Here is a 12,946-nt window from a genome sequence, read left to right on the forward strand (position 1 = left end):
CGCCAAGGAGCCACCGTGGCAGCACCTCCCGCCCCGGCCGTGAAGACCCGGCCCCGACCCACGACGAAGCCGCCCGCCACCTCCGTCCTGCGGCGCAGTCAGCGCCGCGCCGCGGCCCTCTTCGTCGTCCCGTTCTTCGTCCTGTTCGCCGCGGTCATGGTGGCACCCATCGGCTACGCCGTCTGGATGAGCCTCTTCCAGGAACACTCCTCGGGACTCGGCTTCGGCGGCACCCGGCGGGTGTTCTCCGGAATCGGCAACTACACCAAGGCCCTCTCCGACGCCGGATTCCGGGACTCCTTCGTACACATCGCGCTCTACTGCGCCCTGTACATCCCGGTCATGATCGGCGGCTCCCTGCTGCTGGCCCTGCTCCTGGACTCCGCGATGGCCCGCGCCAAGCGGTTCTTCCAGCTGGCACTGTTCCTGCCGCACGCGATCCCGGGCCTGATCGCCTCGCTCATCTGGATCTACCTCTACACGCCGGGCCTGAGCCCCGTGCTCGACCGGATCGACGCGCTCGGCGGCTCCTGGGACTTCTACAGCAACGACCATGTGCTGTCGTCCATGGTCAACCTCTGTGCCTGGCAGTGGATCGGCTACAACATGGTCATCTTCTACGCGGCGCTCCAGGCCGTGCCGCGCGAAGTGATCGAAGCGGCCGTCGTCGACGGCGCCGGAGCCCTGCGCACCGCCCTGCGGATCAAAGTGCCGCTGATCGCCTCCGCGCTCGTGATGACCGTGCTGTTCACCTGCGTGGGCGCCATCCAGATCTTCACCGAGCCCAAGCTGCTCAACCAGCGCGGAGCGCCCTCCGTCGACACCGAATGGTCGCCGACCTTGTTCATCTGGAAGGCCGGCTTCGTCCAGCACGACTACGGGCTCGCCGCCGCCGCGTCCCTGCTGCTCGCCCTGCTGGGCGTCGTCCTGTCCTACCTCGTCACCCGGCTCGGCAACCGGTGGAAGGCCGCCTCATGAGCACCCTCACCCGCCCTTCGAGCCCGCCGCGGACACCGGCCGCGCCGGGCGGCACACCTGTCGCCCCCCGGCCCCGCGCACGGACCGACGCGCTGCTCTCCAAGGCCGTCGTCAACGGCCTGCTGGTCGTCGCCGCGTTCTACACCCTGATGCCCGTCACCTGGCTGGTCGTCGCCGCCACCAAGAACGACCGCGACCTGTTCGGCACGTCCGGCTTCTCCTTCGGCGACTTCAGCCTCCTCGCCAACCTGCACCACGTGTTCACCTTCAACGACGGCATCTACCTGCGCTGGTTCGGCAACAGCATCCTGTACTCGGTCGTCGGCTCGGCGGCCTCCACCCTCCTGTGCGTCGCCACCGGATACGCCTTCGACAAGTACGACTTCAAGGGCAAGGAGAAGCTGTTCGGCGTGGTGCTCGGCGGAGTCCTCGTCCCCACGACGGTGATCCAGCTGCCCATGTACCTGCTCGCCACCGAGGCCGGGGTGGTCAACACCTACTGGGCCCTGCTGCTGCCCGCACTCGTCAACCCCTTCGGCGTCTACCTGGCCCGCGTCTTCTCCGAGGGATACGTGCCGAACGAGGTCCTGGAGGCCGCCCGTGTCGACGGCGCCGGCGAGCTGCGCACCTTCGCCGGGATCGCCCTGCCGATGCTCGCTCCCGGCTTCATGACCATCTTCCTGTTCTCGTTCACCTCCAGCTGGAACAACTTCTTCGGTGCCCTCGTGATGCTGAACGACGAGAAGCTCTATCCCGTCAACCTCGGCCTCTTCATGTGGAACAGCGTCACCCAGCAGCAGCCCGAGTACTACTCGCTCGTGATCACCGGCTCGCTCGTCGCCGTCGTCCCGCTGATCGCCGCCTTCGTCTGCCTCCAGCGTTTCTGGCGCTCGGGGCTGACCGCCGGCGCGGTGAAGTGACCATGCCCGTACCGGAAGGCACCCTCCTGAACAGCTCGCCACGACCGGGCGGGACCCGCCGCCCGCGCACCGCCCTCGCCATGGGCCACGAGATCCACGGTTCCCTGCTCGCCGACGGCGCACTCGACCGCCTGCGCACGGTCGCCCGGGTGGACGGCTCCGGCCCGATCACCGACTTCGCCACGGCCGACGCCACCGAACTCGCATCCGCCGAGGTGCTGTTCACCCACTGGGGCGCCCCGCGGCTGACCGAGGACGTGCTGCGCCGCATGCCGCGGCTGCGCGCCGTCGTCCACGCCGCAGGATCCGTCAAGCACCACGTCACCGACTCCGTCTGGAACCGCGGCATCAGCGTCTCCTCCGCCGCCGCGGCCAACGCCCTGCCCGTCGCGGAGTTCACCCTCGCCGCGATCCTCTTCGCCAACAAGCGGGTCCTCGACGTCGCCCACGACTACGCGCGGACCCGTCGACAGCCCGAGCTGCTGCCGTACTTCACCGGACACGGCAACTACCACCGCACCGTCGGCATCGTCGGGGCCTCGCGCATCGGCCGCCGGGTCGTCGAACTCCTGCGCCCCTTCGACCTGCACGTCCTCCTCCACGACCCGTACGTGGACGAGTCCGAGGCCCGCGCCCTCGGCGTCGAAGCCGTCGGCCTCGACGAACTCGTCCGGCGCAGCCACGTGGTGTCGATCCACGCGCCTCAACTGCCCGAGACACGGCACATGTTCGACGCGCGTCGGCTCGCGCTCCTCGCGGACGGCGCGACACTCGTCAACACCGCACGCGGCTCGCTCGTCGACACCGACGCGCTGACCGAGCGACTGGTCTCCGGACGCATCCACGCCGTGCTCGACGTGACCGAGCCGGAGATGCTGCCCGCCTCCTCGCCGCTCTACACGCTGCCCAACGTCCTGCTCACCCCGCACATCGCGGGCTCCCTGGGCAACGAACTCGGCCGCATGACGCACTGGGCCGTCGACGAAGTGCGCCGCTACGCCCAGGGGCTGCCCTTCGTGCACGGCGTCGGCCCCGACGAGCTGACCCGCTCGGCGTGACACCGCCGTGCACGAAAGCCACCGCCCCACGAGAGGAGCGCCCATGCCGGACGCCGTCCACCGCGTCCTGGTCGTCGGCATCGACGGAGTACGCCTCGACACCCTGCGCCGCCTGCCCACCCCGCACCTGGACGCGCTCGCGGCGGACGGCTTCCTCGCCCCGGTCGAGGTCGACGACCGCACCCCCACCATGTCGGGCCCGTGCTGGGCGACGATCGTCACCGGCGTGGGCGTCGACAAGCACGGGGTGTGGAGCAACGACTTCGGCGGCCACCGCCTCGACGTCTTCCCGGACTTCGCGACCCGCCTCGCCGTCCAGGACGGCCGTCGTACCTTCGTCGCCGCGGGCTGGCGGCCGCTCATGCAGGTACGGGACGGCGGGCCCCTGTTCCGGGCCCCGTCGAGGACGGCGTACGTCTCCCCGGTGGCCGACACCCCCGGGGCCTGGGACGTCTGCGACGAACAGATCACCGCGGAGGCGGCGCGTGTCCTGGCGGAGGACGACATGGACGCCTCGTTCGTGTACCTCGGCGCCCCCGACGAGACGGCGCACTTCCTCGGCTGCGGCGACGCGTACGGGACCGCGGTGGTGCGTGCCGACGCCCGGGTGGGCCGCCTGCTGGACGCCGTGCGCTCCCGTACCTCGTACCGGGCGGAGCGGTGGACGGTCCTCGTCGTCACCGACCACGGCCACGTCGACGCGGGCGGCCACGGCGGCCGTTCCCCCGAGGAGCGGACCGCCTGGCTGATCGCCGCCGGCCCCGGAGTCGGCACCACGCCCCCGGCCGCGCTGCGCCATGTCGACGTCGCCGCCCAGGTGTTCGCGGCACTGGGCGGCGACGCCGACCGGCACTGGTCGCTCGACGGGCGGCCGTTCGCGCCGGCGTGACCGGTGCCGTGGTCAGCCGAGCCTGACCGTGACCTTCTGCGTGACCCCCGCCAGAGTGCTCAGGTCGCCGAAGGTGAGGGTGAGGGAGGAGCCGGTGGTCGCCGAGGTCACACTCGACGCCTTGGACGTCACCGAGGCGACGGCCCTGTTCCAGGTGAGAGTCAGGCCGGTCCGCATGCGCATCGGGTCGCTGACGCAGATCACGGCGGTGCCGTCGCCCCTCTCGCTGATCATCACGCAGCACGGGTCGCTCGCCGTGAGGGCGCCCACCGCGCCGCCGAACCAGAAGTTCACCCCGGTGAAGCCGAGCGAGGGGACGCTCACGCCCTGCTGGTCGTCGGTGTTGGCGAGCACGGTCAGCCAGTCCACGGCGTCGGCCCGGGCCTGTGTCGCGGCGGCGCTCGCGCCCGGCATCAGCACATAGGCGTACGTGGCGTCCGCCGGGTCGGTGCCGTGATCGACGTACAGCGTCAGGTACTTGCGGTTCAGCACGGTCGTCGACCCGCCCTTGTTGACGGCGCTCCACGTGCCGTCTCGGCTGTCGCGCAACGCCTTGACGGTGGCGCCACCGGGGAAGACATAGCCGCCGTGGCCCGCGAGATGCGCCCACCGGGTGGCGGTCAACGTCTGCGACCACGGGTACGCGGTGGGCTTCGCCGTACCGTCGACGGTGAGGGCGGCGCCGCCGGTGGGCCCGAGGTTGCGGTTGTCGACGGTCGACTCCACGGCCGTTCCGTCGGAGCACCGGATGCCGGCGCCCAGACTGACGATCGCGTCGTCCAGGCAGAACCAGGACTTCTTCGCCAACAGGGTGCTCTGCAGCCCCTTCAGGTACTGGCCGATCGCGGCTCGCTGCCCGTCCGTCGCTCCGCCCACCCAGTTCACGTCGGGCAGGGACGCACCCCAGTCGCCGCCCGCCGCGTCCGCGAGCACCTTGCGCGAGGCCGTGGTGCCGGGCAGCCGGCAGGGGTCGACGGTGGGCCAGAAGGCGTCGCTGTACTGGCCGTTGCAGAAGGTGTCGCCCCACCAGTAGAGCATCCCGGATCCGGTGTGCCAGCCGTGCAGGTTCTCGCCGTTGCCCGTCTCGTAGTAGGTGATCCTGCGGTCGGCCATGCTGATCGAGGCGGCCCAGCCGGGGCGGCGGTGAGTGGCCCGGGACATGCTGGTGAACAGCCGGTGCCCGGTCGGCTCGGCGATCGCCGGGACCGTCGTGTCGTCCAGAACTCCCCTGAGCCGGGCCAGACTTGTCAGACTCAGTGCGGGATCGTCCATCGGCGGGCTGTAGTAGTCGCGCTGCATCCAGCCCTTCACCAGCCCGCGCCAGCGCGCGTTCTCCGTGCTGCTCGCCCCCTGTCCGAGCAGCACGATCGAGGCGAGGATCGGATGGCCGCGCAGATGGTCGTCCTGCTGGATGTGCTTGGCGTCCGACGCGGACAGGCCCCGGCTGACGGCCCGCCCGGACACGCCGTCCATCACCAGACCGTTGTAGAGGAACGGTGCCCAGGCCTTCTCCACCGCGTCGAAGACGATCTGCCGGCCCGCGTCGGTGACCTCCCAGGCCGAGCCGGCGAGCAGGGCGAAGAGCATGCCGAGCCCGCCGAGCATCACCGAGCCGTAGGAGCCCGTGTACGGGACGGTGGTGTGCTGGATGAACGAGCCGTCGGTGTACAGGCCGTCGCCCGTGGTGACGTACGGGAAGACGGGGCTGAGCGCGTCCCGGGCCAGCGCCACCTTGGCGGCGTTCGCGCCCACGACGCCGCGCAGCGCCAGTACCCGGCACAGGTCGACCCGGTTGGCTCCGGTGCTCGTCCCGCTGTAGGCGGCGACCGCCGAGTCCGGCACGAAGTGGTCGACCGCGGCCAGGTAGTCGGCGATCCGTGCCGCGGGCAGGGCGTCGTACATGAGGACACAGATGTCGAGCAGGGCCTGCGGGGCACCGATCTGCCAGCTGTACCAGTTGCCGTAACGGGTCTGGTTCGCGTGGTAGACCTCGGAGTGGAGGTGGTCGAGGCCGGTGAGGATGTCGTCGCGCAGCCCGGTGTCGCCGGTCAGCCCGGTGCCCTGCTGGCAGTACGCCTGGGCGAGGGTGTCGAGGCGGATGTAGCTGGTGCTCATGTTTCCGGAGTAGCCGTACGACTCCTGGTCGGTGTCGGGCTCCGGGTCGGCGTACACGAGGTCCGGCCAGAGCGAGCCGGCGGCGGGGGCCATGGCGGACCGCCATTGGGAGGCCGTCGTGCCCAGATCGGCGAGGCGGGTCCGGAACGGTTCGGCGGTGGGGCTGAATCCCTCACCCAGGATCAGGGTGCGCCACTTCGCACGCAGGGCCGCGAACTCGTCCGCGGCCTCGGCGGTGTCGGTGGTCCCGGGTGAGGTGAAGGGGGAGGCGCCGGCGGTGGGGTGCACCCCGAGCGCGAGAGCGGTGCCGCTGCCCGCGGCCAGGAAGCCACGGCGTGACCAACGAGTCGTCATGACGGCGGTTTCTAGCACGCTGTCGTTCAAACGCTCAATAACTCTTACCGAATTGAGCGTATCGATCGTTCGGCGGGTGGAGGCGCGCACTGAACATACGGGCCCGGACCCTCGTATTCCCGCACGGAGACGGCGGAGGACCGTGCGCGGAAGGGGAGCAGTGTGTCGACACCGCCCGGACCCGGGCAGCCCGTGCGGCGCCCGGCCATCGAACCGACGCGCATTCAGCGCCGACGCCGCTCGGAGGCGCTCGCCGAGCTGCTGAGGGAGGTGCGCGGGGAGGAGCCCCCGGCCGACTCCGACGCACACCTGGAGCCGGTTCCGGTGGTCGCCGGGACGAGACGGCTCCCGCCCGCCGAGGACGAGGAGACCCAGGAGCTGCCGCCGGTCCCGGCCGACGCGAACCGTGCCTCCGGTGCGGATCCCGCCCGCCCGGCGCCCGGACGCGGGTGGCGGCGCGGGCTCGACCACGGCACGGGACTGCGGCCCGCCGCCGTCGCGCTCGCCGTGACGGCGGCGGCACTCGTCGGCTTCGCCCTCGCCCTGCTGCTGACGGGCGGCGACCCGGACGACAGGGCACAGCCCGCCACCCCGCCCGCCGCACGGACGCCCGCCGAGGATCCGGCGCGGACCGGCGACCCCGACGGCGCGGGGACCCTGCGGCAAGGAGACCGCGGGCCCGATGTGACGGAGCTCCAGGAACGGCTCCGGCGCGTGCCGAACGTGTACGACGGCTCAGGCACCCACGGCAGCTACGACGCGGCCCTCACCGAGGCCGTCGCCCGCTTCCAGCTCTGGTACGGCATCCGGGGCGACGAGACCGGCGTCTACGGCGACGACACGCGCGCCGCCCTCGAATCCCGTACGCCGCGCTAGCGTGCCGCGGCCCTGAGCAGGACCCGCGCCATCTCGTGCGGCTGGGAGAACATCGGCCAGTGACCGGTCTCCATCTCGACCAGGTCCCACCGCGCGCTCTTCAGCAGCTCGGCCACGTCGTCAATGGGGTCCTCGCCGTCCATCAGGCACTTGACGTACGTCGTCGGCAGCTCACCGAGCGGACGGTCCAGCACCGCCGCGTCGGTCAGTGTGATGCCCGGCTGCGGTGTCGACCCACCGGCTATCCGTGAGATCTGCTCGTCCGTGAGCCCCTGCCCGTCGTAGTCCGCGGCCGTCAGCGGCGGCCAGAAGCCCTGGTTCTCCTCGATCACCTCCTCCAGTCGTTCCGGCCCCTGCCACCACGTGGACACGAACGACTCGCCGTCCGTCGGGACATTGGCGTCGACGAACACCACGCGGGACAGCCGGTCGCCGATCCGCGCGGCGGCCTGGCCCACCGGGATGCCCGAGTAGCTGTGCCCGACCAGGACGACGTCGCGCAGATCGAGCCGCTCGATCTCGCCCACGATGTCCCGGACGTGGGTCTGCGGTCCGACCGGCGTGCTCTGCCTGTCCGCGAGGCCGGAGAGCGTGAGCGGATGAGCGCCGTGACCGGCCGCTCGCAGCTCCGGCACCACCTCGTCCCATGCCCAGGAGCCGAGCCACGCACCTGCCACCAGTACGAATTCCGTCATGCTCGCAACGTAGCGCAGAGGTCCGACAACTTCCCTAGCCGGCGTGGGATGTAGCCGTGAACTCCCGGACGGCCCGCGCGAGGGCCTCCGGCAGGGCCGGCGGGACGAGGGTGCGGCCGCCGTCGATCTCGACCGCGGCCGGTCAGGACGACTCGGCCTCCAGGTCCAGGAGCGTGCGCTTGCGCTCCAGGCCGGCGGCGTAGCCGGTGAGGGCGCCGGTCGCGCCGATCACCCGGTGGCAGGGCCGCACGACCAGGAGCGGATTCGCGCCGATCGCCGTGCCCACGGCCCGTACCGCCGCCCTGGAGGCGCCGATCCGGGAGGCGATCTCGCCGTAGCTGAGCGTGGTGCCGTACGGGATGGCCTCCAGAGCCTGCCACACCCGTCGCTGGAAGTCGCTGCCGCTCGTGACGTGCTCGATGTCGAAGCGGGTCAGCCGGCCGTCGAAGTAGGAGCGCAGCTGGGAGACGATCTCGGTGAACGCCTCCGCGTCCTCGGTCCAGCCGTCCTGGACGACGGCGCCGTTCTTCTGGCCGGGCATCGAGAGCGAGGCCAGTGCCGTGCCGCCGTTCGCGGTGGCCGACTCCTCGCCCACGAGCAGCAGCTCGCCCAGCGGGCTGTCGAGGGTCGTGTAGACCGTCATCGGAAGTGTCCCTTCGTGAGTGTGTTTCAAGCGGTACCGGCGTCGCTTCACCAGCAATTTTGCCGCCTGCCGTGCGCAGGGTCCGGCGGGATTCGGACACATACCTGGAGCGGGGCGCGCGCCGCGCGCCGTGGCACGGGAGGATCCTTCGGCCCTTCCTGCGAGCGCACGGGCGCGGAACCGACCGCAAGCGCGGGACGTTCCGTCCGCGGCTCGCGGCTCGCGGCTCGCGGCTCGCGGCTCGCGGCTCGCGCAGTCGGCTGACGGCTCGGGCCTCGGGCGGAGGATGCCGCCGCCGCTCGGGTCGCCGCGCGGGCGGAGGACGCGGTCACCGCCCGGCCCGCCGCTCCGCCGCAGGATCCGGCACCGCGCGGCCGGGCCGTGCGGGATTTCGTGGATCAGCGTTCCGACGGGCGATGCGCGCCGGGAACCCGTACCGGAACCGCGTCCGCGGTGATCTCCGGCCCGACGACCAGGTCGGCCCGGTCCCGGGTGGCGGCCACCAGGTCGGCGTTGCGCTGGTCGGTGCCCAGAACCCACGCCACCGCCGTGTCGTGGTCCTTGCCGAACTCCTCGTGCCGGGCGACCAGCCGCCGTACCCGGGCGGCCTCGTCCAGCTCGCAGAACCAGACCTCGTCCAGCTGCGACCTCGCGCGCGCCCAGGCGTCGTCGCGCAGCAGCAGGTAATTGCCCTCGGTGACGATCAGCCGCGCGGTCCGCGGCACGGGCACGGCACCCGCGAGGGGCTGCTCCAGGGTCCGCTCGAAGCCGGGCGCGTAGACCAGGTCGTCCTCGTCCTCCCGCAGCCGGCGCAGCAGCGCAGCGTAGCCCGCCGCGTCGAACGTGTCCGGGGCGCCCTTGCGGTCGCGGCGCCCCAGCCGGTCCAGCTCGACGTCCGCGAGATGGAAACCGTCCATCGGCACGTGCGCGACCCAGTCGGGCCCGTCACCGTTCAGCCGCCGGACCAGACGCTCGGCGAGGGTCGTCTTGCCGGCCCCGGGACTTCCGGCGAGGCCGAGCAGGGCGCGCCGCCCGGGACGGACGAGTGCGGCCGCGCGATCGAGCAGGTCGTCGAAGGTCATGCGGCGGTTCCGGCGACCCGGTCGGTCAGGGGCGTGAAGGCGGCGCGTTCCATGGCCCCAGTATCCGTGTCCGGCCGCGGACGAGAAGCGGCGGACGACGAAGGACGGGCAGCACGGCCCACCGCACCCGCGCGGGGGCGGCGCGTGGCCGGGCCGACCTGGTGTCCGGCGGGCACGACCCGACGAACTACCCGCGGTGTGGCGCTCGCCACCCGTTGGCCGGATGATCTCGGGGCACACTGCCCTCATGACAGAGCTCGGTCTTCCGAAAGAAATCGTGGCCTGCCTCTTCGACCTCGACGGCGTCATCACCAAGACCGCCGTCGTCCACGCCGCCGCCTGGAAGCGGACGTTCGACGCGTTCCTGCGGCAGCGCGACGGCGAGGACTTCCACCCGTTCGACGACTCGCACGACTACGCCGAGTACGTCGACGGACTCCCGCGCGCCGACGGCGTCCGAACCTTCCTCGCCTCCCGCGGCATCCACCTGCCCGAGGGAGCGCCGGACGACCCTCCGGACCGGGCCACCGTGCAGGGCCTCGGCAACCGCAAGAACGACCTGCTGCTGGAGATGATCCGCACCGGCGGCGTCGAGGCGTACGACGGCACCCTGCGCTACGTCGAGGCGGTGCGCGCGCACGGACTGCGGACCGCGGTCGTCTCCTCCAGCGCCAACTGCCGTGACATCCTGCGCTCGGTCGGCGCCGAGGACCTGTTCGACGTGCGGATCGACGGGGTCGTCGCAGCGGAGCGCGGTCTGCCCGGCAAGCCGCAGCCGGACACCTTCCTGGCCGCCGCGCGCGACCTGGGCGTCGAGGCCGCCGAGGCCGCCGTCTTCGAGGACGCGCTGGCCGGCATGGACGCGGGCCGCTCGGGCCACTTCGGGTACGTCGTCGGCGTCGACCGCGTCGGACAGGGCGCCGCGCTGCGCGCGCACGGCGCGGACACGGTCGTACAGGATCTGTCGGAACTGGGGGAGCAGGCATGATCACCCACAGTTCCTACGGCGTCGAGCCCTGGGCCCTGCGCGAGAACGAGCTCCACCTGGATCTGCTGCCGCAGAGCGAGTCCGTCTTCGCCCTCTCGAACGGCCATGTCGGCTGGCGCGGCAACCTCGACGAGGGCGAACCGCACGGCCTCCCGGGCTCGTACCTCAACGGCGTCCACGAGGTGCACCCGTTGCCGTACGCGGAGGCGGGATACGGCTATCCGGAGTCCGGGCAGACGGTCATCAACGTCACCAACGGGAAGGTCGTCCGACTGCTCGTCGACGACGAACCGTTCGACCTGCGCTACGGCCGGCTGCGCTCCCACGAGCGCGTCCTCGATCTGCGCACCGGGCTGCTCACCCGGACCTGCGAGTGGACCTCACCGGCCGGTTCCACGGTCCGGGTGCGGTCCACCCGGCTCGTCTCCTTCACCCAGCGGGCGATCGCCGCCGTGGCGTACGAGGTGGAGGCCGTCGACAGCCGGGTCCGTGTCGTCGTCCAGTCGGAGCTGATGGCGAACGAGCAGTTGCCGGGGCGGGACGGCGACCCGCGCGCCGCGATCGCCCTGGAGTCGCCGCTGAAGCCCGAGGAGCACTTCGCGGCGGGCCGACGGCTGCGGCTCGTGCACCGCACGGGCGAGAGCGGACTGCGGGTCGCCGCGGCAGCCGACCACGGGGTCGTGGGACCCGACGGGACCGTCACGAGCAGCGAGAGCAGCGACGACGTCGCCCGGCTCACCGTCACCTCCGTGCTGACGCCGGGACAGCGTCTGCGTCTGGAGAAGTTCGTCTCCTACGGCTGGTCCGCCACCCGGTCGCTGCCGGCGGTGCGCGACCAGGTCGACGCAGCGCTCGCGGCCGCCGAGCACGGCGGCTGGCAGGCGCTCGTCGACGAACAGCGCGCCTACCTGGACGATTTCTGGGAGCGTGCCGACGTCGAGGTGGAGGGCGACGAGGAGATCCAGCAGGCGGTGCGCTTCGCCCTCTTCCACGTGCTCCAGGCGGGCGCCCGCGCCGAACAGCGCGCGATACCGGCGAAGGGGCTGACCGGCTCCGGGTACGACGGCCATGCCTTCTGGGACACCGAGACCTTCGTTCTCCCGCTGCTCACCTACACCTCTCCGGGAGCCGTCGCCGAGGCGCTCCGCTGGCGCCAGAACACCCTGCCCGCCGCACGCGAGCGGGCGACCCAACTGGGGCTGAGGGGGGCCGCCTTCCCATGGCGGACCATCGCCGGTTCGGAGGGCTCGGCCTACTGGCCGGCCGGTACCGCCGCGTTCCACGTGAACGCCGACATCGCCGACGCCGTGGTCCGCTACACCACCGTCACCGGTGACGAAGGGTTCGAACGGGACACCGGGGTCGAGCTGCTGGTCGAGACGGCACGGCTGTGGCGCTCGCTGGGACACCACGACTACCAGGGCAGGTTCCACATCGACGGGGTGACCGGGCCCGACGAGTACAGCGCGGTCGCGGACGACAACACCTACACCAACCTCATGGCCCGCGCGAACCTCCTGGCCGCCGCGGACGTCGTCGACCGCCACCCGGCGCGGGCGGCCGAACTCGGCGTCGACGAGGAGGAGAGCGCGGCCTGGCGCGACGCCGCCGACGCCATGCACGTCCCCTACAACCACGAACTCCGGGTCCACGAACAGCACGCCGGGTTCACCCGCTACCAGCGGTGGGACTTCGCGGCCACCCGGCCCGACCAGTACCCGCTGATGCTGCACTTCCCGTACTTCGACATCTACCGCAAGCAGGTCGTCAAACAGGCCGACCTCGTGCTCGCGATGTACAAGTGCAGCCCCTACTTCGACGAGGAGCACAAGGCACGCAACTTCGCGTACTACGAGCCCCTCACCGTCCGCGACTCCTCCCTGTCCGCCTGCTGCCAGGCCGTGATCGCGGCCGAGGCCGGGCATCCGGGCCTCGCCTACGACTACTTGGTGGAGGCGGCCCTGATGGACCTGGAGGATCTGGAACACAACACCCGTGACGGCCTGCACATCGCCTCGCTCGCCGGCACCTGGACGGCCCTGGTCGCCGGGTTCGGCGGCCTGCGCCACCACGGCGACACCCTGGAGTTCGCCCCCCGGCTGCCGGAGAGGTTCAGCCGCCTCGCGTTCTCCCTGGAACTCCTCGGCCGTCGCCTGCGCGTGGAGATAGAGCCGGACGCCGCCACGTACACGCTCGCGACCGGTGAACCGCTGGAGATCCGTCACCACCGCGAGTCGTACACCGTCGACGGCGACAAGCCCCACCGCCTCGACATACCGGCGCCGAGACTGCGCCCCGCCCCCGACCAGCCGCCGCACCGGCGGCCCAACCGTCAGGGGTGAGGCGCG

General features: G+C 71.8%; 11 protein-coding genes. 7 read left to right on the plus strand and 4 right to left on the minus strand.

All coding sequences use genetic code 11. The annotated features are described in order from the left end of the window. Positions 1-15: 15 nt before the first annotated feature. From ACZ4IF_RS36595 to ACZ4IF_RS36610, 4 genes are read left to right on the plus strand one after another with little or no spacing between them, the layout of a single operon-like run. Entirely contained in the window at positions 16-978 is a 963-nt protein-coding gene (locus tag ACZ4IF_RS36595; protein ID WP_467571015.1) for a carbohydrate ABC transporter permease, read from the plus strand. After that, positions 975-1,898 (plus strand): carbohydrate ABC transporter permease, encoded by a 924-nt coding sequence (locus ACZ4IF_RS36600; RefSeq protein ID WP_467571018.1) that lies wholly within the window; start codon positions 975-977, stop codon positions 1,896-1,898. The genes ACZ4IF_RS36595 and ACZ4IF_RS36600 overlap by 4 nt, the downstream gene beginning before the upstream one ends. Positions 1,899-1,900: 2 nt before the next feature. Then, on the plus strand, positions 1,901-2,956 hold the full coding sequence (locus ACZ4IF_RS36605) for a hydroxyacid dehydrogenase (protein ID WP_467571021.1): 1,056 nt from the start codon (positions 1,901-1,903) through the stop codon (positions 2,954-2,956). A gap of 43 nt (positions 2,957-2,999) precedes the next feature. Beyond that, complete coding sequence (locus tag ACZ4IF_RS36610) at positions 3,000-3,845, plus strand: alkaline phosphatase family protein (protein ID WP_467571024.1); 846 nt, start codon at positions 3,000-3,002, stop codon at positions 3,843-3,845. A gap of 12 nt (positions 3,846-3,857) precedes the next feature. On the opposite strand, the gene ACZ4IF_RS36615 is transcribed toward ACZ4IF_RS36610, so the two are convergent. Then, the gene (locus ACZ4IF_RS36615; protein ID WP_467571028.1) at positions 3,858-6,314 is read right to left on the minus strand and encodes a polysaccharide lyase 8 family protein; all 2,457 of its coding nucleotides are present in this window, start codon (positions 6,312-6,314) and stop codon (positions 3,858-3,860) included. Positions 6,315-6,476: 162 nt separating this feature from the next. On the opposite strand from ACZ4IF_RS36615, the gene ACZ4IF_RS36620 reads away from it, so the two are divergent. Then, positions 6,477-7,190 carry a peptidoglycan-binding domain-containing protein gene (locus tag ACZ4IF_RS36620; RefSeq protein WP_467571030.1) on the plus strand — a complete coding sequence of 238 codons (714 nt, stop codon included), beginning with the start codon at positions 6,477-6,479 and terminating at the stop codon, positions 7,188-7,190. Here the strand turns inward: ACZ4IF_RS36620 and ACZ4IF_RS36625 are convergent. From ACZ4IF_RS36625 to ACZ4IF_RS36635, 3 genes are all read right to left on the minus strand, one after another. Next, positions 7,187-7,885, minus strand: coding sequence for an alpha/beta fold hydrolase (locus ACZ4IF_RS36625; protein ID WP_467571033.1), 699 nt, complete (start codon positions 7,883-7,885; stop codon positions 7,187-7,189). The genes ACZ4IF_RS36620 and ACZ4IF_RS36625 overlap by 4 nt on opposite strands. 142 nt (positions 7,886-8,027) lie before the next feature. Next, positions 8,028-8,528, minus strand: a complete 501-nt coding sequence (locus tag ACZ4IF_RS36630) for a methylated-DNA--[protein]-cysteine S-methyltransferase (protein ID WP_467571036.1) — start codon at positions 8,526-8,528, stop codon at positions 8,028-8,030. A gap of 398 nt (positions 8,529-8,926) precedes the next feature. Then, entirely contained in the window at positions 8,927-9,610 is a 684-nt protein-coding gene (locus tag ACZ4IF_RS36635) for a nucleoside/nucleotide kinase family protein (RefSeq protein WP_467571039.1), read from the minus strand. 247 nt (positions 9,611-9,857) lie between these two features. Between ACZ4IF_RS36635 and ACZ4IF_RS36640 the strand changes: the two genes are divergently transcribed. Both ACZ4IF_RS36640 and ACZ4IF_RS36645 read left to right on the plus strand, forming a co-directional pair. Next, complete coding sequence (locus ACZ4IF_RS36640) at positions 9,858-10,598, plus strand: HAD family hydrolase (RefSeq protein WP_467571041.1); 741 nt, start codon at positions 9,858-9,860, stop codon at positions 10,596-10,598. After that, positions 10,595-12,940: a glycoside hydrolase family 65 protein gene (locus tag ACZ4IF_RS36645; protein WP_467571044.1), complete on the plus strand. Its 2,346-nt coding sequence runs from the start codon at positions 10,595-10,597 to the stop codon at positions 12,938-12,940. The genes ACZ4IF_RS36640 and ACZ4IF_RS36645 overlap by 4 nt, the downstream gene beginning before the upstream one ends. The last annotated feature ends 6 nt before the right edge of the window (positions 12,941-12,946 follow it).

This window comes from Streptomyces sp. NPDC025784, assembly GCF_055558435.1.

What these genes read in the sequence shown, in the direction of transcription:
- ACZ4IF_RS36640 (WP_467571041.1), top strand. Translation starts at nt 9,858, where the DNA reads ATGACAGAGCTCGGTCTTCCGAAAGAAATCGTGGCCTGCCTCTTCGAC.
- ACZ4IF_RS36635 (WP_467571039.1), bottom strand. Translation starts at nt 9,610, where the DNA reads ATGACCTTCGACGACCTGCTCGATCGCGCGGCCGCACTCGTCCGTCCC.
- ACZ4IF_RS36615 (WP_467571028.1), bottom strand. Translation starts at nt 6,314, where the DNA reads ATGACGACTCGTTGGTCACGCCGTGGCTTCCTGGCCGCGGGCAGCGGC.
- ACZ4IF_RS36600 (WP_467571018.1), top strand. Translation starts at nt 975, where the DNA reads ATGAGCACCCTCACCCGCCCTTCGAGCCCGCCGCGGACACCGGCCGCG.
- ACZ4IF_RS36610 (WP_467571024.1), top strand. Translation starts at nt 3,000, where the DNA reads ATGCCGGACGCCGTCCACCGCGTCCTGGTCGTCGGCATCGACGGAGTA.
- ACZ4IF_RS36625 (WP_467571033.1), bottom strand. Translation starts at nt 7,885, where the DNA reads ATGACGGAATTCGTACTGGTGGCAGGTGCGTGGCTCGGCTCCTGGGCA.
- ACZ4IF_RS36630 (WP_467571036.1), bottom strand. Translation starts at nt 8,528, where the DNA reads ATGACGGTCTACACGACCCTCGACAGCCCGCTGGGCGAGCTGCTGCTC.
- ACZ4IF_RS36645 (WP_467571044.1), top strand. Translation starts at nt 10,595, where the DNA reads ATGATCACCCACAGTTCCTACGGCGTCGAGCCCTGGGCCCTGCGCGAG.
- ACZ4IF_RS36605 (WP_467571021.1), top strand. Translation starts at nt 1,901, where the DNA reads ATGCCCGTACCGGAAGGCACCCTCCTGAACAGCTCGCCACGACCGGGC.